Origin of the sequence: Actinomadura sp. BRA 177, from assembly GCF_013372625.1 — a bacterium.
Classification (GTDB): Bacteria; Actinomycetota; Actinomycetes; order Streptosporangiales; family Streptosporangiaceae; genus Spirillospora.
In genome coordinates this window covers 1-18,090 of the sequence record NZ_JABXFD010000532.1, presented here as the reverse complement: position 1 = coordinate 18,090, position 18,090 = coordinate 1, and the positions used below count along the sequence as shown (strand labels likewise).

At 70.3% G+C, this 18,090-nt stretch carries 19 protein-coding genes; 15 read left to right on the top strand and 4 right to left on the bottom strand.

What is annotated here, in order from left to right:
* Window positions 1–1,645, bottom strand: a 1,645-nt coding sequence (locus tag HUX53_RS30345; RefSeq protein ID WP_255205788.1) for a CTP synthase, incomplete at its 3' end; no start/stop codon positions are given.
* 171 nt (window positions 1,646–1,816) lie between these two features.
* The gene (locus HUX53_RS30340; protein ID WP_176406645.1) at window positions 1,817–3,376 is read right to left on the bottom strand and encodes a hypothetical protein; all 1,560 of its coding nucleotides are present in this window, start codon (window positions 3,374–3,376) and stop codon (window positions 1,817–1,819) included.
* 369 nt (window positions 3,377–3,745) lie between these two features.
* On the opposite strand from HUX53_RS30340, the gene pip reads away from it, so the two are divergent.
* The 15 genes from pip to HUX53_RS30270 all read left to right on the top strand — a co-directional run bounded on the left by pip (window position 3,746) and on the right by HUX53_RS30270 (window position 16,066).
* Window positions 3,746–4,711, top strand: coding sequence for a prolyl aminopeptidase (gene pip / locus HUX53_RS30335; protein WP_176406644.1), 966 nt, complete (start codon window positions 3,746–3,748; stop codon window positions 4,709–4,711).
* A 573-nt stretch (window positions 4,712–5,284) separates the two neighbouring features.
* Window positions 5,285–5,833: a diaminobutyrate acetyltransferase gene (gene ectA, locus HUX53_RS30330; RefSeq protein ID WP_176406643.1), complete on the top strand. Its 549-nt coding sequence runs from the start codon at window positions 5,285–5,287 to the stop codon at window positions 5,831–5,833.
* A 53-nt stretch (window positions 5,834–5,886) separates the two neighbouring features.
* Window positions 5,887–7,149 carry a diaminobutyrate--2-oxoglutarate transaminase gene (gene ectB, locus HUX53_RS30325; protein WP_176406642.1) on the top strand — a complete coding sequence of 421 codons (1,263 nt, stop codon included), beginning with the start codon at window positions 5,887–5,889 and terminating at the stop codon, window positions 7,147–7,149.
* Between the two features lie 125 nt (window positions 7,150–7,274).
* On the top strand, window positions 7,275–7,670 hold the full coding sequence (locus HUX53_RS30320) for an ectoine synthase (RefSeq protein ID WP_089329148.1): 396 nt from the start codon (window positions 7,275–7,277) through the stop codon (window positions 7,668–7,670).
* Entirely contained in the window at window positions 7,667–8,575 is a 909-nt protein-coding gene (gene thpD / locus HUX53_RS30315) for an ectoine hydroxylase (RefSeq protein WP_176406641.1), read from the top strand. Before HUX53_RS30320 ends, thpD begins: the two co-directional genes overlap by 4 nt.
* Window positions 8,576–8,678: 103 nt before the next feature.
* Window positions 8,679–9,572, top strand: a complete 894-nt coding sequence (gene ehuB / locus HUX53_RS30310; RefSeq protein ID WP_176406640.1) for an ectoine/hydroxyectoine ABC transporter substrate-binding protein EhuB — start codon at window positions 8,679–8,681, stop codon at window positions 9,570–9,572.
* A gap of 6 nt (window positions 9,573–9,578) precedes the next feature.
* Window positions 9,579–10,295 carry an ectoine/hydroxyectoine ABC transporter permease subunit EhuC gene (ehuC, locus tag HUX53_RS30305; protein WP_176406639.1) on the top strand — a complete coding sequence of 239 codons (717 nt, stop codon included), beginning with the start codon at window positions 9,579–9,581 and terminating at the stop codon, window positions 10,293–10,295.
* The gene (ehuD, locus tag HUX53_RS30300) at window positions 10,295–10,948 is read left to right on the top strand and encodes an ectoine/hydroxyectoine ABC transporter permease subunit EhuD (RefSeq protein WP_176406638.1); all 654 of its coding nucleotides are present in this window, start codon (window positions 10,295–10,297) and stop codon (window positions 10,946–10,948) included. Before ehuC ends, ehuD begins: the two co-directional genes overlap by 1 nt.
* The gene (ehuA, locus tag HUX53_RS30295; RefSeq protein ID WP_176406637.1) at window positions 10,935–11,837 is read left to right on the top strand and encodes an ectoine/hydroxyectoine ABC transporter ATP-binding protein EhuA; all 903 of its coding nucleotides are present in this window, start codon (window positions 10,935–10,937) and stop codon (window positions 11,835–11,837) included. The genes ehuD and ehuA overlap by 14 nt, the downstream gene beginning before the upstream one ends.
* Before the next feature lie 133 nt (window positions 11,838–11,970).
* Window positions 11,971–13,143, top strand: coding sequence for a thiolase family protein (locus HUX53_RS30290; protein ID WP_176406636.1), 1,173 nt, complete (start codon window positions 11,971–11,973; stop codon window positions 13,141–13,143).
* Between the two features lie 2 nt (window positions 13,144–13,145).
* A complete protein-coding gene (locus HUX53_RS30285) occupies window positions 13,146–13,517 on the top strand; it encodes a Zn-ribbon domain-containing OB-fold protein (RefSeq protein WP_176406635.1) in 372 nt (123 codons plus the stop codon).
* A 34-nt stretch (window positions 13,518–13,551) separates the two neighbouring features.
* Window positions 13,552–14,688, top strand: a complete 1,137-nt coding sequence (locus HUX53_RS30280; protein ID WP_176406634.1) for a nitronate monooxygenase family protein — start codon at window positions 13,552–13,554, stop codon at window positions 14,686–14,688.
* 180 nt (window positions 14,689–14,868) lie between these two features.
* A complete protein-coding gene (locus HUX53_RS41760) occupies window positions 14,869–15,000 on the top strand; it encodes a hypothetical protein (RefSeq protein WP_255205787.1) in 132 nt (43 codons plus the stop codon).
* Window positions 15,001–15,065: 65 nt separating this feature from the next.
* On the top strand, window positions 15,066–15,548 hold the full coding sequence (locus HUX53_RS30275; protein ID WP_176406633.1) for a pyridoxamine 5'-phosphate oxidase family protein: 483 nt from the start codon (window positions 15,066–15,068) through the stop codon (window positions 15,546–15,548).
* 116 nt (window positions 15,549–15,664) lie between these two features.
* Window positions 15,665–16,066, top strand: a complete 402-nt coding sequence (locus HUX53_RS30270; protein WP_176406632.1) for a hypothetical protein — start codon at window positions 15,665–15,667, stop codon at window positions 16,064–16,066.
* Between the two features lie 101 nt (window positions 16,067–16,167).
* Here the strand turns inward: HUX53_RS30270 and HUX53_RS30265 are convergent, their stop codons facing one another.
* Together HUX53_RS30265 and HUX53_RS30260 are read right to left on the bottom strand one after the other, a co-directional pair.
* Entirely contained in the window at window positions 16,168–17,010 is an 843-nt protein-coding gene (locus HUX53_RS30265) for a cyclopropane-fatty-acyl-phospholipid synthase family protein (protein ID WP_176406631.1), read from the bottom strand.
* A 422-nt stretch (window positions 17,011–17,432) separates the two neighbouring features.
* A complete protein-coding gene (locus HUX53_RS30260; protein WP_217920102.1) occupies window positions 17,433–17,903 on the bottom strand; it encodes a hypothetical protein in 471 nt (156 codons plus the stop codon).
* Window positions 17,904–18,090: the final 187 nt, after the last annotated feature.

Below are 18,090 nucleotides of genomic sequence, written 5' to 3'. Positions count from 1 at the left end.
CGGCGTAGTGTTCGTACTTGTTCCTCTTCGGCGGGCGCGTCAGCTGTGTAAAAGAGACGGGACCGGAACTCGGGTGCGCCTGCGTGCCGACGAAGAACGGGTGCCGCTCGCGGGGCAGCTCCACGTACTCGACGAGCCGGCCGTCCGGGGACAGGCCGGAGAACCGCAGCCCCGCCTCCTCCAGCCGGTCGCGGTAGGCGTTGCTGACCTCGTAGCGGTGCCGGTGCCGCTCGGACACCTTCGCCTCCCCGTACAGCTCCCGCACGATGGAGCCGTCGGCGAGGTCGGCCGGGTACAGGCCGAGCCGCATCGTCCCGCCCATGTCGCGCTCCCCGGCGACGACGTCGAGCTGGTCCGACATCGTCGCGACGACCGGGTGGGCGGTGGTGGCGTCGAACTCGGCGCTGCCCGCGTCGGCGAGCCCGCCGAGCGTCCGCGCCGCCTCGATGACCATGCACTGCAGGCCGAGGCAGATGCCGAGCAGCGGGACCCGGTTCTCCCGGGCGTGCCGGACGGCGCCGAGCTTGCCCTCGATGCCGCGCACCCCGAACCCGCCGGGGACGAGCACGCCGTCGACGCCGTCCAGCTGCTCCTTGGCGCCCTCGGGGGTCTCGCAGTCGTCGCTCTTCACCCAGCGGATGTGCACCTTGGCGTCGTTGCCGAACCCGCCGTGCCGCAGCGCCTCGGTGACCGACAGGTAGGCGTCCGGCAGGTCGATGTACTTGCCGACCAGCGCGATCACCACCTCGCGCGCGGGCTTGTGGACGCGCCGCAGCAGCTCGTCCCACGCCCCCCAGTCCACGTCGCGGAACGGCAGGTCGAGCCGCCGCACCACGTAGGCGTCCAGGCCCTCGGAGTGCAGCACCTTCGGGATGTCGTAGATGGACGCCGCGTCCACGGCCGACACCACGGCCTCGCGGTCCACGTCGCACATCAGGCTGATCTTGTGCTTGAGCCCGTCGGTGATCGGCCGGTCGGACCGGCACACGATCGCGTCGGGCTGGATGCCGATCGAGCGCAGCGCGGCCACCGAGTGCTGCGTCGGCTTGGTCTTCAGCTCCCCGGACGGCCCGATGTAGGGCAGCAGCGACACGTGCAGGAAGAAGCAGTTCTCCCGGCCGATCTCGTGCCGGATCTGCCGGACCGACTCCAGGAACGGCAGCGACTCGATGTCGCCGACCGTCCCGCCCACCTCGGTGATGACGACGTCGACCTCGGTGTCGTCCGCCATCCCGCGGATCCGGTCCTTGATCTCGTTGGTGATGTGCGGGATCACCTGCACGGTGTCGCCGAGGTACTCCCCGCGCCGCTCCTTGGCGATCACGTTGGAGTAGACCTGGCCCGTGGTGACGTTCGCCGACCCGTGCAGCTCGGTGTCGAGGAACCGCTCGTAGTGCCCGATGTCCAGGTCGGTCTCGGCGCCGTCGTCGGTGACGAACACCTCGCCGTGCTGGAACGGGTTCATCGTGCCGGGGTCGACGTTGAGGTAGGGGTCGAGCTTCTGCATGGTGACCCGGAGGCCGCGAAGCGTGAGAAGCCGCCCGAGGCTGGACGCCGTCAGTCCCTTGCCGAGGCTGGAGGCGACACCGCCGGTGACGAAGAGATGCTTGGTAGGACGTGACCTGCCAATGGCTGCCGAAGGCAAGAAGGCGCTCCCGTGGTCGTGATGAGGCGGACGAGTCTCACCGTCCACGGGCCACCAGAATAACAAGGATCCCGACCTGGACGGGCGCCACCCTGCAGAACCGCGGGCCCCGCCGGGCCGCGGGACGTCCCGGCCCGGCCCGGGCCGGGACGCCGCCGCGGACGAGAGGGCCTACAGGCGGGGGGTTGCGGCGCTGGGCATGATGGTGCGGAGCTGGCGGGTCAGTTCGTCGATCAGGGAGCGGGCCTGGTCGGCGGCCTGGCGGGCGGCGTCGCGCTCCTGGGAGAGCTCGGCGATCTGGGCGCGCTGCTCGGTGACGGCCTGGGCGAGCTGGTCGACCCACTGGTCGCGCTCGGCGAGCTTCTCGGCGACGGCGTCGCGCTCGGCGGCCATCTGCCGCATCCCGGTCACCGCCTTGTCGCGCTCGCGGCCGGCCTGGTCGGCGCTGCCACGCGCGAGGGTCAGCTCCGACTCGGCGCGGGCCTGGGCCTGGACGGCGGCCTCGCGGGTCCGCTCGGCGGCCTCCCTGGACCTGGCGTTGCCGTCGCGCTCCCGCTCGGCCTTCTTGGCGGCGTCCAGGGACTGCGCGGCCGTGTCGAGGGCCTGCTGGCGCTCGGACTCGGCGGCGTCGGCGCGGGAGGCGGCCTCCTGCACGCGGCGCTCGGCGTCCTGCGCCCGGCGCTCGGCGTCCTGGGCGCGGCGGTCGATCTCCTGCGCGCGGCGCTCGGCGACCTCGGCGCGGCGGCGGGACTCCTCGGCCTCGTTGCCTGCGCCGACGACGGCGTGCTGAAGGTTCTGCGCGGTCATCTCGGCGTCGGTGACCTTGGCGCGCAGCTGCGACAGCTCGCCGTGCGCGTTCTCCAGCGCCCGGGACAGCTCGGCGGCCTGCTCGGCGACGCGGTCGCGCTCGGACTCGGCGGAGCGGCGGCCGCCGGCGGCGTCCTCGACGGCGCGCAGGGCGTCGTCGCGGGCCTCGCTCATGGCGTCGCGCTGCTGGATCGCCTGCCGGACGGTGGCCTCGGCCTCGGCGACGCGGCGCTCGGCCTGCTCGACCTGGGCCTGCACCTGCTCCATCTGCGCGCGCGCCTGGTCGGCCTGGGCGCGGGCCTGGTCGGCCTGGACGCGTCCCTGCTGGGCCTGGTTCCACGCGGCGGCGGCGTCGCGCTGCGTGTTCTCCTTCTCCGTCTGGAGCGCGGCGATCTGCGTGACGGCTTCGTTCTGGACCTCGGCGGCCCGGCGTTCGGCCTCGGCGACCTGCCGCTCGGCCTCGACGGCGCGGCGCTCGGCCTGCTCGGCCTGGCCGCGGGCGCGCTGCACCTCGCCCCAGGCGGCGGCCGCGTCGCGCTGCGCCGCCTCCTTGTCCTGCTGGATCGCCGAGACCTGCGAGGCGATCTCGGTCTGCGCCTCGTTGACCTTGCGCTCCCCGGCGGCGAGCGCGTCGCCGATGAGGTCGGCCATCTGGCGGAGCCGCTCGACCATGTCCCAGGGCTGCGCATCGGGCTGCCCCTCGGAGGCGAGCACCAGCTCGCCGCCCCCGTGCCGGCCCTGCGCGTGCTGACCCTGCCCGTGCTGGCCTTGCGGGTGCTGGCCCTGCGCGTGCTGGCCCGCCGGGGTGTGCTGCGCCTGCTGGACGCCCTGAGCGCCCTGGCCGTGCTGCGGCTGGCCGTGCTGTCCGGGCTTGGCCATCTGGATCGGCTGCTGCCCGCCGCCCGCTCCGTTCAGCTCGCTCACCGTTCTCCTCGCCTCACGGCCGGGAGCCCGGCGGCGGGCATGGCGCCGCCCGGCCCGCCCGCCGCTTTCCTCGGACGGCTCGTCACTTCGCTCACGTGTCTCCTCGCCCGGCGGCGCGCGGCCGCGTTCGCGGGGGTCGTTGTGCACATCTCGTTCGCTCCGCTGCCGGCCCTGTGGCTCCTCGCTTCGCTCACTAGAGGCACTCTAGTCCCGAGCAGCGGAACGTTTGCCCAGTTTGGGGTTTACTTTCTCGACTCCGCCGCGGCGTTCCCGCACGCAGGACGCCTGATGGCGGCCGGTACGGGCCGCCTGACGGTGCCGCGGGTCACATCCGGCGGGCGGGCCCGGCGGGTGGGACAATCGCGCTCCATGGAGCTTCGCACCCTGTATCCGCCGATCGAGCCGCACGACTCCGGGCTGCTCGACGTCGGCGACGGCGATCAGATCTACTGGGAGGTCTGCGGGAACCCCCGCGGCAAGCCCGCGGTCATGGTGCACGGCGGGCCGGGGGCCGGGTGCAGCCCGGCGCACCGCCGCCAGTTCGACCCCGAGGCGTACCGGATCGTCCTGTTCGACCAGCGCAACTGCGGGCGCAGCCTGCCGCACGCGAAGGACCCGGGGGTGTCGCTGGAGGCGAACACCACCTGGAACCTCGTCGCGGACATGGAGCGGCTGCGCGAGCACCTGGGCATCGACCGCTGGCTGGTGTTCGGCGGGAGCTGGGGCAGCGCGCTGTCGCTGGCGTACGCGCAGACCCACCCGGAACGGGTCAGTGAGCTGGTCCTGCGCGGCATCTTCACGCTGCGGCCGTTCGAGCTGTACTGGTTCTACCAGGAGGGCGCGTCGCTGCTGTTCCCCGATCTGTGGGAGAAGTACGTCGAGCCGATCCCCGAGGACGAGCGCGAGGACCTCATCTCGGCGTTCCACGAGCAGCTCAACTCCACGGACCGGGAGGTGCGGATCGCGGCGGCCAAGGCGTGGTCGACGTGGGAGGGCTCGACGATCACCCTGCGGCCGGACGCGGAGCTCGCGGACGCGTTCGGCGAGCCGGACTACGCGGTGGCGTTCGCCCGCATCGAGAACCACTACTTCGTCAACGAGGGGTTCTTCGAGGACGAGCAGCTGATCCGGGACGTCGACAAGATCCGCCACATCCCGGCGGTGATCGTGCAGGGCCGCTACGACGTCTGCACCCCGGTGGCGACGGCGTGGGATCTGCACCGCGCGTGGCCCGAGGCCGATTTCCACATCGTGGACGACGCGGGACACGCATTCAGCGAACCGGGCATACTGCACCTTCTGCTCGAAGCCACCGACCGTTTCGCCGCCGGATAAGCCGGACGCACCACAAGGCGGCTTTCGGCGGACCGCAATACGGCCGGGGCGCGGCGGCGACGGTGGGCCCCGGCCGGCCCCATTCCGGTCCGAAACCCCCGTTTTCTTACCCCCGCGGCCATGCGCGGCTTACCGCGGCGCCACTAGGCCTGCCCCTTGAAGGCAATCAAGTGCGGGCTCCCAGAACGCGCGTGAACGCCGTGGTCCCCACCCGTCCCAGGGCGCCCGCGACCGGACGACCTCGCCCGATGCGACGTGACGCCCGCCGCACCGGCACCGTTGACAGCGAATCTGAGTGACTTACCTCACACAACCGATACACAAAACCCCTCGCCAACCGATGTCAAAACATTAAGCTGACGTTCAGGAAGCGTCCCGGCGCTCTCTCCGACGCACTCGGCAGTACCTCCTGCGTATCAGCGGGAAAGGCGGACAACCGCCCGCGGGGCCCCGGTTCAAATTGCACCGAATTCGGCAAAGCCCTTAACCCTACCCAGTGCGCAGCGCCGCTAAACATCCCGCAGATAACATCTATCTGCGATCACGGCGCGAGATTCGCTAAGTTGCCTGGACATGGCAGCGCAACCCCTGGAATCACCGACACGACGCCCCGACACGAACGAGACGAACGCGGAAGTGCAACTCCAGGAGCCGAGCCTCTCCGATGGCCCAGAGCTGTGGCGGCTCGCCCGGGACTCACGGGTTCTGGACGTCAACTCGCCGTACAGCTACGCGCTCTGGTGCCGCGATTTCGCGGACACTTCCGTGGTCGCGCGCGACGGCGGCGTCCCCTGCGGCTTCATCACCGGCTACGTCCGGCCGGCCCGTCCCGACACGTTCTTCGTGTGGCAGGTCGCCGTGGACCCGGGGCACCGCGGGCAGGGCCTGGCCCGCCGCATGCTCGACCGCCTCGCCGACCGGCTCGCACCGCGCGGGCACCGGTACATGGAGGCCACGGTCACGCCGGACAACACCGCCTCCACCGCGATGTTCGCCTCGTTCGCCCGGGACCGCGGGTGCGAGCTCGCCCGCAGCCCGCTGTTCGGCGCGGAGCACTTCCCCGAGGGGGGACACGAGCCCGAGGTGCTCTTCAGGATCGGCCCGATCGCCGCCCGGAACTGACCCACTCCACTCCCCCGTCCGCTCCCCCGACCCGACCTGCCTGGAGGCAGAACATGGACGTTTTCGCCCGCCTGGAATCGGAAGTCCGCGGCTACTGCCGAGGGTGGCCCACGGTGTTCACCACCGCGCAGGGCAGCCACATGACCGACGAGAACGGTAAAACCTATCTCGATTTCTTCGCCGGCGCCGGGACGCTCAACTACGGGCACAACAACCCGCAGCTGAAACGCCGGCTGCTGGACTATCTCGCCAGCGACGCGATCGTGCACAGCCTCGACATGTACACCGCGGCCAAACGCGAGTTCCTGGAACGCTTCAACGAGTACGTCCTGGAGCCGCGCGGGTACGACTACAAGGTTCAGTTCCCCGGGCCCGCGGGCAACAACTCGGTCGAGGCGGCGCTGAAACTCGCGCGCAAGTACACCGGCCGGGAGACCGTCGTCAGCTTCACCAACGCCTTTCACGGGATGACGCTCGGCGCGCTCGCCGTCACCGGCAACTCGATGAAGCGCACCGGCGCCGGCGTCCCGCTCGGCCACGGCGTCGCGATGCCCTACGACAACTACCTTGACGGCCGCACGCCCGACTTCCTGCTGTTCGACACGATGCTGGACGACAGCGGCAGCGGCCTGGACAAGCCCGCCGCCGTCATCGTCGAGACCGTGCAGGGCGAGGGCGGCATCAACGTCGCCACGGCCGAGTGGCTGCGCGGCCTGCAGGACCTGTGCCGCCGGCACGACATCCTGCTCATCGTCGACGACGTCCAGATGGGCTGCGGCCGCACGGGCTCGTTCTTCAGCTTCGAAGAGGCCGGGATCACCCCCGACATCGTCTGCCTGTCCAAGTCCCTCAGCGGCTACGGGCTGCCCTTCGCGGTCACGCTGATGAAGCGGGAGCTGGACGTGTGGGACCCGGGCGAGCACAACGGCACCTTCCGCGGCTTCAACCCCGCGTTCGTCACCGCCGTCGCCGCGCTGGAGGACTACTGGACCGGCGACGACTTCGAGAAGCAGACCCTCGCCAAGGGCCAGCAGGTCCAGGCGGCGCTGGAGGAGATCGCGCTCGCGCACGCCGGCGCGATCGACTCCGTCCGCGGCCGGGGCCTGGCCTGGGGCCTGGTCATGAACGACCCGGAGACGGCGCCGAAGGTGTGCGGCGAGGCGTTCGCCCGCGGCCTGCTGATGGAGACCTCCGGCCCCGAGGGCGAGGTCGTCAAGCTGCTGCCGCCGCTCACCACGACCGAGGCCGAGCTGGCCCACGGCCTGGAGATCATCGCGGACTCGGTCGAGGCCGTCCGCACGAAGGTCGCGGTCTGAACCGGCCGGACGCACCCGGCCGGACCCACCGCACAACCGCATGACCGCCCGGCCCGCCCGAGTGCCGGCGCCGCACGGCGCCGCGCTCGGGCGCGCCGCCGGGCACACCCGGAAAGAGGAGATCAATGATCGTTCGTTCCCTTGACGAGATCGTCGGCACCGAGCGCGACGTCCAGGCGCCGACCTGGTGCAGCCGGCGGTTCGTGCTCGCCAAGGAGGGCGTCGGCTTCTCGCTGCACGAGACGATCCTGTACGCGGGGACCGAGACGAAGATGTGGTACGCGAACCACATCGAGGCCGTCTACTGCATCGAGGGCCAGGGCGAGCTCACCAACGACGAGACCGGTGAGAAGCACGACATCCGGCCGGGCGTGATGTACCTGCTGGACGGCCACGAGCACCACACCCTGCGCGCGCACACGGACGTCAAGACCGTCTGCGTCTTCAACCCCCCCTGCACCGGCCGGGAGGTCCATGACGAGAACGGGGTCTATCCGCTGCTGACTGAGGAGGACGCATGAGCATCATCGAGTCCCATCCGACGATCGACGACGCCTACCCCACCCGGAAGGCCGCCGAGGCGGCGCTGCTGTACCGCCAGGACCCGGTCGTGTACGGCACCCCGCAGGACGGGCCGATCGACGGCGCCACCCTCGACTCGTTCGAGGCCAACGGCTTCCTGTCCGTCGACCAGCTGCTCGCGCCGGAGGAGGTCGAGGACTACCGCGCCGAGCTGCGCCGGCTGTCCGCCGACCCGGAGATCCTGGCCGACGAGCGCACGGTCACCGAGCGCGGCTCGAACGAGGTCCGCTCCATCTTCGAGGTCCACAAGATCAGTGAGGTCTTCGCCGCCCTCGTCCGCGACCCCCGCGTGGTCGGCCGGGCGCGGCAGATCCTCGGCTCGGACGTGTACGTGCACCAGAGCCGGGTGAACTACAAGCCGGGGTTCACCGGCAAGGACTTCTACTGGCACTCCGACTTCGAGACCTGGCACGCCGAGGACGGCATGCCGCGGATGCGCGCGGTGAGCATTTCCATAGCGCTCACCGAGAATTTCGTGCACAATGGCGGGCTAATGATTATGCCTGGCTCGCACAAGACGTTCGTGGCCTGTGTCGGGGAGACCCCCGACGACCACTACAAGGAGTCGCTGCGCGGGCAGGAGATCGGCACGCCCGATCCCAACAGCCTCTCGATCCTGGCCGACAAACACGGGATCGAGCTGTTCACAGGCTCGGCGGGCTCCGCGACCATGTTCGACTGCAACTGCATGCACGGCTCGAACGGGAACATCACCCCGTTCCCGCGCTCCAACGTGTTCGTCGTGTTCAACAGCGTGGAGAACACGTGCACCGAGCCGTTCTCGGCTCCCGCGCCCCGCCCGGCGTTCATCGGCGCACGCGATTTCAGTCCCGTCGCCGGCTGACCGCGGCACAACAATTCGATAACCCCCGACCGCCCGTCCCGCGCCCGCGGGGGCCGCGCCAGGCCCCCGCGGGCGCGACGGCACACCGACAGGAGCTCAAGCGATGACTTCTTCGAGACGAGACTTCCTCCGCACCGCCGTGCTGCTGTCCGCCGCGGCACCGCTGGCCGCGGCGGGCTGCTCCACGACGGATCCGGAGAAGGAGAAGGCGGGCGGCGGCACGCTGCAGAAGGCCAAGGACGCGGGCTCGATCACGGTGGGCTTCGCGAACGAGGCGCCCTACGGCTACACCGACAAGTCCGGGAAGCTGACCGGTGAGGCGCCGGAGCTGGCCCGCGTCATCTTCAAGAACCTCGGCATCGACGAGATCAAGGGCGTGCAGGTCGACTTCGGCGGCCTGATCGCCGGGCTCAACGCCAAGCGGTTCGACGCGATCGCCGCCGGCATGTTCATCAACCCGGAGCGGTGCGCGTCCGCGGCGTTCGCGAACCCCGAGTACGTCGCCAAGAGCGCCTTCATGGTCAAGGAGGGCAACCCGGAGGGGCTGAAGAACGAGAAGGACCCGGCGGCCAAGGGCGTCAAGGTCGGCGTCCTCACCGGCGCGGTCGAGGCCGGCTACGCCGAGAAGACCGGCGTGAAGAAGGGCGACATCAAGACGTTCGCCGACCAGGCGAGCGCCTACGAGGGCCTCAAGGCGGGCCGCATCGACTGCATCTGGCTGACCCGCATCTCGCTGGCCGACCTGCTGTCCAAGCACAAGGGCGAGGGCTTCGAGGTGACCGACGCGTTCACCCCGGTCATCGACGGCAAGGAGCAGCTCGGCGCCGGCGCGTTCGCGTTCCGCAAGGCCGACACCGACCTGGTGGACGCCTGGAACGCCGAGCTCGCCAAGCTCAAGCAGCAGAACGGCCTGCTGCCGATCCTGCAGCCCTTCGGGTTCGCCCAGGACGACATGCCGGGCCCGGACGACACCGCCGCCAAGTTCTGCAAGGGCTGATCGCCCGTGTCCGACGTCCTCGACAGCTACCCCCAGTGGCTGGACGGCGCGTGGGTCACGGTCCGCCTCACCCTGCTCGGTGGCGCGCTGGCGCTGGTGCTCGCCCTGCTCTTCGGCATGGCGGGCACCTCACGCCACGCGTGGGTGCGCGTACTGAACCGCGTGTACGTCGAGTTCTTCCGCGGCAACGCGACGCTGGTCCTGCTGTTCTGGTTCTTCTACGCGCTCCCGCTCATCGGCCTCCGCTTCACCACGATGTTCGCGGCCGTGCTGGCCCTCGGCCTGAACGTCGGCGCCTACGGCGCGGAGGTGGTGCGCGGCTCGATCAACGCCGTCCCGAAGGCGCAGTTCGAGGCGACGATCGCGCTGAACTTCACGCCGTTCCAGCGGATGCGGCGCGTGCTGCTGCCGCAGGCGTTCGCGCTGATGCTGCCGCCGTTCGGCAACCTGCTCATCGAGCTGATGAAGGGAACGGCCATCGTGTCCCTGGTCGGGCTCGTCGACCTGACCCGCGTGTCGAAGAACATCCAGGGCAGCACCGGCGAGACCGTCGCGGCGTTCTCGGTGGTCCTGGTGCTGTACTTCATCGTCGCGCAGGTGCTGCAGCTGTTCGTCCGCTACGCCGAGCGCCGCGTGGACCGCATGCTCGGCCGCCGGCTGCCCAGTGAGCCGTCCCTCGGGACGGTCGCGGCCGGCGCCCCCGGAGCGGGGGTGGGCAGCTGATGACCTGGGACTGGCAGTACACCGGGGAGATCATCCCCGACCTGCTGAGCGGCCTGCGCTACACGGTCATCGCGACGCTGGCCGGCTACGTGATCGCGGTCGTCCTCGGCCTGGTGTGGACGCTGCTGCGCCGCACGCCGAGCCGGGTGTTCAACCAGGTGGTCCGGTGGATCACCGAGTTCATCCGGTCCACGCCGCTGATCCCGCAGCTGTACTTCGTGTTCTTCGTCCTGCCCGCCTGGGGCATCACCATCGGGTCCCTCACCGCGGGCATCATCACGCTGGGCATCCACTACTCGACCTACACCGCCGAGGTGTACCGGGCCGGGATCGCGGACGTGCCGAAGGGGCAGTGGGAGGCGTGCACCGCGCTGAACCTGCCGAAGTCGCGGGTGTGGCTGGACGTGATCCTGCCGCAGGCGATCCGGCGCGTGATCCCGACGCTCGGCAACTACCTGATCGCGATGTTCAAGGACTCGCCGATGCTGCTGGCGATCAACGTCGCGGAGCTGCTGTTCTCCGCGTACAAGGTCGGCGCGCAGTCGCTGCAGTTCCTGGAGCCGATCACGCTGGTGGGCCTGTTGTTCGTCGTGGTCAGCGTCATATCCTCGATACTCGTCCGCCGCTTGGAGAGGCGTTATGCCACAACCTGACACACCGGAAGCCCCCAAGGACGCCGCGGCGGACTCCGCTCCGGACGTCGTCACCGAGAAGAGCGTCTCCACGCGGAAGGGCGGCGCGCCCGAGGCCGCGGCGGACCTGCCGCAGAGCGGCGCGCCGGGCATCCGCTTCGAGAAGGTGGTCAAGCGGTTCGGCTCCAACGTCGTCCTGCGCGAGCTCGACTTCACCGTGTCCCCCGGCGAGCGGGTGACGCTCATCGGGCCGAGCGGGTCGGGCAAGACCACCATCCTGCGGCTGCTGATGACGCTGGAGACGCTGAACGAGGGCGTCATCTGGATCGGCGACGAGACGCTGTGGCACATGGACCGGGGCGGCAAGCGCGTCCCGGCGAGCCAGCGGCACCTGCACGAGATGCGCAAGCAGGTCGGCATGGTGTTCCAGCAGTTCAACCTGTTCCCCAACATGAACGTGCTGCGCAACCTCACCGAGGGGCCGGTGCGCGTGCTGGGGGTGCCGAAGGACGAGGCGGTCGAGCGCGCCCGCGGCCTGCTCGACATGGTCGGGCTCTCCGACAAGGAGAACGCGCACCCGACGCAGCTGTCCGGCGGGCAGCAGCAGCGGGTCGCGATCGCGCGGGCGCTCGCGATGCAGCCGAAGGTGCTGCTGCTGGACGAGGTCACCTCCGCCCTGGACCCCGAACTGGTCGTCGGCGTCCAGGACCTGCTGCGCGACATCGCGCGGCAGAGCGATCTGACCATGCTGTGCGTCACCCACGAGATGGCCTTCGCGAAGGACATCTCCAACCGGGTCCTGATGTTCGACCAGGGCCAGATCGTGGAGGAGGGCCCGCCGGACCAGATCTTCGGCGAGCCGTCCGAGCAGCGCACCCGGGACTTCCTGCAGGCCGTCCTGGCCTCGTAGGCCCCCGGCCGCCCGCCGCCCGCGCCCCCGTCGCCCCGGGGACGCGGGCGGCTCTCGTCCCCGGTCACCCCGGCCCGTGCCGCACCGAATGTCGTTCGGTACCGTGGCGCTTACGGACGAGGAGAGCGAGGCGATGGGCATTTCGACGGGCACTTCGATCGTGGGGCTCGGGATGACCGAGCTCGGCAAGGTGTACGGGCGGAGCCCGCGGCGGCTCGCCGCCGACGCGGTGCGGCTCGCCGCCCAGGACGCGGGCCTGGCGCTCGGCGACCTGGACGGGCTGCTGGTCAGCCACGGGATGGGCGGCTCCCCCGGCATCGAGCTGGCCGGCACGCTCGGCCTGCGCGACCTGCGGCTGCTGTCCCAGGTCAACTCGTTCGGCGCGACGGCCGGGGCGATGGTGTCCTACGCGGCGATGTCGGTGCTGAGCGGGACCGCGACCACCGTGGCCTGCGTGTTCGCCGACGCGCCGCTGAAGCCGAAGCAGTCGGCGGGCTCGGCCTACAACCGCAGCGCCCGCGAATGGTACGGGTTCGGCGGCATGACGGCGGCGCTCGGGCTGCGCAGCGTCAACTCGTTCTACGCGCTCGCCGCCCAGCGGCACATGGCCCGGTACGGGACGACCAGCGAGCAGCTCGGCGCGATCGCCGTCGCGACCCGCGACTGGGCGTCCCGCAACCCGCTCGCCCAGATGCGCGACCCGATCACGATCGACGACCACCAGAACTCCCGCTGGGTGTCGGAGCCGCTGCACCTGCTGGACTGCTGCCTCGTCTCCAACGGCGCGATCGCCGTCATCGTGACGAGCGACGACCGGGCCCGCGACCTGGCCCGTCCGCCCGCCCACCTGTGGGGGTGGGGGCAGGGGCACCCCGGGCACCGCAAGGAGCGCGGCAGCGACTTCGGCCTGACGACCGGCGCCGCCTCCTCGGGCGCGACCGCGATGAAGATGGCCGGGATCACCGTGTCCGACGTGGACGTGTGCGAGCTGTACGACTGCTACACCTACACGGTCCTGGTGTCGCTGGAGGACTACGGGTTCTGCGCGAAGGGCGAGGGCGGCGCGTTCGCCGCGTCCGGCGCGCTCGGGCCCGGCGGGTCGCTGCCGACCAACACCGGCGGCGGGCAGCTGTCGGCGTACTACATGTGGGGCATGACGCCGCTGTCGGAGGCCGTGATCCAGGCGCGCGGGGACGGCGGCGAGCGTCAGGCGGCGTCCAACGACGTGATCCTCGTCAGCGGGAACGGCGGCATCCTCGACCACCACTCCACGCTGATCGTCAGCCCGCATCAGAAGGGGGCCTGAGCATGGACATCGGCGTGCTGCGGCGGGACGGCCGCACCGACCCGTTCTTCGACGGAACCGCGTCCGACCGGCTGCTCATCAAGCACTGCCCGGCGTGCGACGCGTGGTTCGCGCCGGACGCGTCCGGCTGCCCCGGCTGCGGGGACGAGGACCTGTCCTGGGCGGAGGCGAGCGGCGACGCGACGCTCGTGACCTGGACCGTCCTGCCCAAGGACCCGCCCGCCTACCTGGCCCTGGTCGAGCTGGCCGAGGGGCCGTGGCTGCACGCCCGCCTGGACGGCGTGACGCACGACGACCTCCGCGAGGGCCTGCCCCTCCACGTGGTCTTCGAGCACCCCGCCGAAGGCGAGTCGTACATTCTCTTCCGGCCCTAGACCGAATGACATTCGGTCCGTTAGCGTCGGAGCCATGAACACCGAGGTCTGCAAGCGGTTCGGCATCGAGTTCCCGCTCTTCGCCTTCAGCCACTGCCGCGACGTCGTCGCCGCCGTCACCAACGCCGGCGGCTTCGGCGTCCTCGGGGCCGTCGCCTACACCCCCGAGCGGCTCGAAGAGGAACTGCGCTGGATCGACGACCACGTGCACGGCCGCCCCTACGGCGTGGACGTCCTGGTCCCCGGCAAGATCGACAAGTCGGCGGAGGGCGGCGGCGGCCTCGACGCCATGCTCGCCGCCGTCCCGGACGAGCACTGGACGTTCCTCACCGGCCTGTTCGGCAAGTACGACGTCCCGCTGCCCGACTTCGAGAAGGCGAAGCGGTCCAACTCCGGCGGCGGCACGCAGGTCACGGCGAAGGGCGCGACCGAGCTGATCGACGTGTCGCTCGCGCACCCCATCGGCCTGATCGCCAGCGCCCTCGGCACCCCTCCCCCGCTCATGGTCGAGAAGGCCCGCGCGGCCGGCGTCCCGGTGGCCGCCCTGGTCGGCACGTCCGAGCACGCCCGCCGCCAGGTCGCCGCCGGCGCCGACCTGATCATCGCGCAGGGCGGCGAGGCCGGCGGCCACACCGGCGAGATCTCCACGATGGTCCTCGTCCCCGAGGTCGTCGACACCGTCGCCCCGGTGCCCGTCCTCGCCGCGGGCGGCATCGCCACGGGCCGCCAGATGGCCGCCGCCCTGGCCCTCGGCGCGTCCGGCGTCTGGTGCGGCTCGGTCTGGCTCACCACGGAGGAGGCGGAGACGTCCCCGGCCGTCAAGGAGAAGATGCTGGCGGCCACGTCCCGCGACACCATCCGCTCCCGCTCCCGCACCGGCAAGCCCGCCCGCCAGCTCCGCTCCGCCTGGACGGACGAGTGGGAGGGCCCCGCGAGCCCCGGCCCGCTCGGCATGCCCCTCCAGATGATCGTCGCCGAGGGCGCCATGCGGCAGATCACCAAGGTCGCCGAGTCCGGCAACCCGGGCGCCCGCGCCCTCGCCAACTACTTCGTCGGCCAGTGCGTCGGCCTGATGAACACCGTCAAGCCCGCCCGCCAGGTCGTCTACGACATGGTCGAGGACTTCGCCAACGCCGTCGAACGCCTCAACACCATCACCGCCGGCGACTGACTCCCGAAACCGAACGCGACGCCACGGGGCGATTCAGTCATCACACCCACTCGCCACCGAGATGGCCCTGCCGGCGATCGCGCTGGTCGACACGATCTCCCAGCCGCTGACCTGGACGCACACCCGGCCGCCTGCGCTCCCCCCACGCGCCTCGACCTCGCCGTCACTGGACGGACCGTCGTGGCGGGCAGGGAGTTGCGCCACCTGTACGTCCGCAACGCCGCGACGGGTGACGTCGACTTCCGCGGCGACCAGCACAAGGAGACCGGCCCCGGCAACCGCGGCCTCACCCGGCTCAGGGCTCGGCAGTAGCCGGGTGGGGAGGGCTCGAAGAATCGCCGGCAAGGCGTCGGACGTCTCGGGCAGACTGGGCCAGCATGAGCCTGCCAGAGGACCTTGATGGGTTGGCGCGGACGGTCATTGACGGCAATCGGTACATGACGTTGGGGACGACGGAGGCCGACCATCGGCCGCGGCTGTCACCGGTGTACTTCACGCACGTCGGCTACCGGACGTTCTACTGGGTTTCTTCGCCATTGGCGCGGCACTCGGAGAACATCGCCGCTCGGCCGGAGATCGCGATCGTGATCTACGATTCGTCTGTCCCTATCGGTCAGGGACGCGCGGTCTACATCGACGCCGAAGCCTCCGTCGTGCCCGACGACGAGTTGCCGTGGCGCTGCGCCGAAGCGTTCGCCCAAGTGGACCCCGACGCCGTGGCATTCCAACCGCGGCAGCTCAGCGGGAACGCCGACCTCCGCCTGTACCGCGCGGACGCGACCGGGTGGGAAGTGCACCTGCCCGGCCGCGACCCGCGCAACACCACGGGCATCGACACCCGCCGCCGCGTGACCCTCTGAACAGCAAGCCACAAACGGTTTGCGCCGATCACAGCGAACCCCATCCATGTCGGTAGTACAGCTCCGCCGCCTCTGCGCAATCCGGATTGACGGTGGCCGCCGATACTGTTCCGGCCATGGCGACACGTCCCACCGTTTACTGGCGACAGATTGTCGCGGACGAGGCCCGGCAGCTTGCGTCAGGCGAGCTCGATCCGGAATGCGCCGGCATCGCGGAACTCTTTCCCGAGTCCATGCTCGTCCGCACCGATCAGGTACTTCGGCGCTTCGAGGCCGACCTGGCCGCGCTCAACTCGCCGTCCGACGAGGATGTCTTCAGGGCTATCAAGCAGGTGGTCCGCACGCTCAACGAGGTGAACGAGGAGTACGACCACGCCGCCTACGAGACCGGAGAACGCGAGCAGCTGTGCGACTACATCGACAAGTCGCTCACCGAGACAGGGGTCGACGTCGAAGCGTTGGCCGCCCGCCGAGGCCTCAAGCGATACGAGATCACCGACGAATGGCGTGAGTGGTGACTTGAGCCGATCGGGGCCGGGAACGCTTCATGAGTGGGAAGACTCGACCTGACACCCTGGCGTGCCACTTGGACGCCATTCGTACCCGCCGTGGGGTTCTCTCAGGCAAGGCCTGTGGCCGCTGCACCGGTGTCGCGTAGGGCGAAGACTTCCCAGCCGAGGTACCGGCGGTTGTAGGCGAGGTAGGTACGGCGGGACGTGTCGGCGAACTCCCGCATCGCGGGTGCATCAGGGTCATCGGGATTGGCCTTGAGCCATTCGTGAATCGTCCACCATTGCGAGGCCACGTATCGGTCCCAGCTGTCGAGGTCGGCCAGGACCATCTCGACCAGTTCAAGTCCGGCGGCCTCGAAGCGGTCGAGCGTCCCGGCGAGTGATGTGAACTCGTCCGGCGCGAAGCCGAATGCCTGGTAGGCCGCTTCGGGTGGCTCATCGGTCCAGTACGGCTCGCCGATCAGCAGCAGTCCGCCGGAGGCGACGGCGGAGCGCATCAGCTCGATCGTTCCGGTCAGGCCACCGCCGATCCAGGTCGCGCCGAGGCAGGCGACCACGTCGAAGCGGCCCGGCGCGCGATACTGACCGGCGTCGCCCTGCTCGAAACTGACACTCTCGGCGACGTCCAGCTCGGTGGCTCGCTCACGTGCCGCGGCCAGGAACACTTCGCTCAGATCGACGCCGTGCCCTGTGGAACCGAAGGCCGTCGCCCAGCGGCACAGCATCTCGCCCTTCCCGCACGCCAGGTCCAGGATCCGGGTGCCCGACCCGATGCGGCTCACCTCGCCCAGCAAGAGGAGCTTCTCCTCGGTGAACGGGTTGAGGACGCGATGATCCGCTTCGGCGATCTCATGATGACGCAGCAAAACCGGGTCCTCCGGGATGCGTGATTGGGGTCGATACCAGGTCAGGATGCCGTCCGCGGCACCATGGCGCGACTCCTTTTCCATCGCAGCCGACCACGGGACAGCTGGTCCGGAGTCCTATCCCACTCAAGGCCGGGCCCCGGGGAGGCGGTGCGCCCGGCCGGCCACTACGCCCGCACCGTCGGCCCTGGTCAGGCGGCAGGGCTGGGTGGCGGACCTGCCTGGACGACGGCTGGCTCACGGGAGCGCGCGTCTCGTCCAGGGATCTGCCCGCCGCCGTTCCTCGTGTCGTGCGATGGATCCGACGGGAGGTCACCCAAGGTCGTGAAGCCGTTTGCCGAGGTGGCGGCCAGACTCACGGCCGTCCTGGATACCGTCCGCCTGCCGCGTGCGTCGGGAGATCGAAGGCCGGCGCCCCGGCTGGATGCTCCACCGGATCTGGCCCGGGTTCCTCGTCCGGCCGGAGCGGGAATAGCGTGCGCGCGGGCGGGGAGGGTGGTAGTTCGTCAGGGGACGGCGAAGCCGCCGTGGTTGGTGGTCTCCCTTAACCATTCGAGCCAGTCGCGCCACGTAGTGTCGCTTTCGAGGTCGGCTCGGAGGTCTGAGGGGGCCGCGTCGTAGCGGTCGAGCGCCTGTTGGACTTCTCGGGCGCTGACGAGCCAGGGGCCGTTGCTCAGGAATTTGAACTCCGGGATTCCGATCTGACCCGGCACCGTTTGCGCGGAGGCTGCGCGTTCCGCCTTGTTGTAGGCGTCCCGTCGGCGCTGATCAGCGGTCACCCAGTCCTCGATGCTGGAGAACGGCCACTTTGGGGAGGCATGCGGCTCGGCCTCGTAGGTCATCGCGGTCCGGCGCATGCAGACGCGGCAGAATCCCATGCCCGCGGCGTTGAGATGGAACTGGTAGGGCTCGGCAAGGTTGAAATAGTGCTCCATGCACGGAGGAGCATGCTCGCAGCGGCCCAGGTAGTTGTCCAAGCAAGCCTCATAGCGGTCTCGGGCGGTCGCCGCCGGGTCAGGTAGGTCGGCCCACTCGAACTCGTATCCCACAGCGATGCATTGTTCATTGCCGGTCGGCGATACGGCCAGCGGATTTCGTCGCCTCTCGGCCGCTTTGGGCCACGGACAGCGGGCGGGGGCGGAGTAGCGTCTCGTCTACACCTCT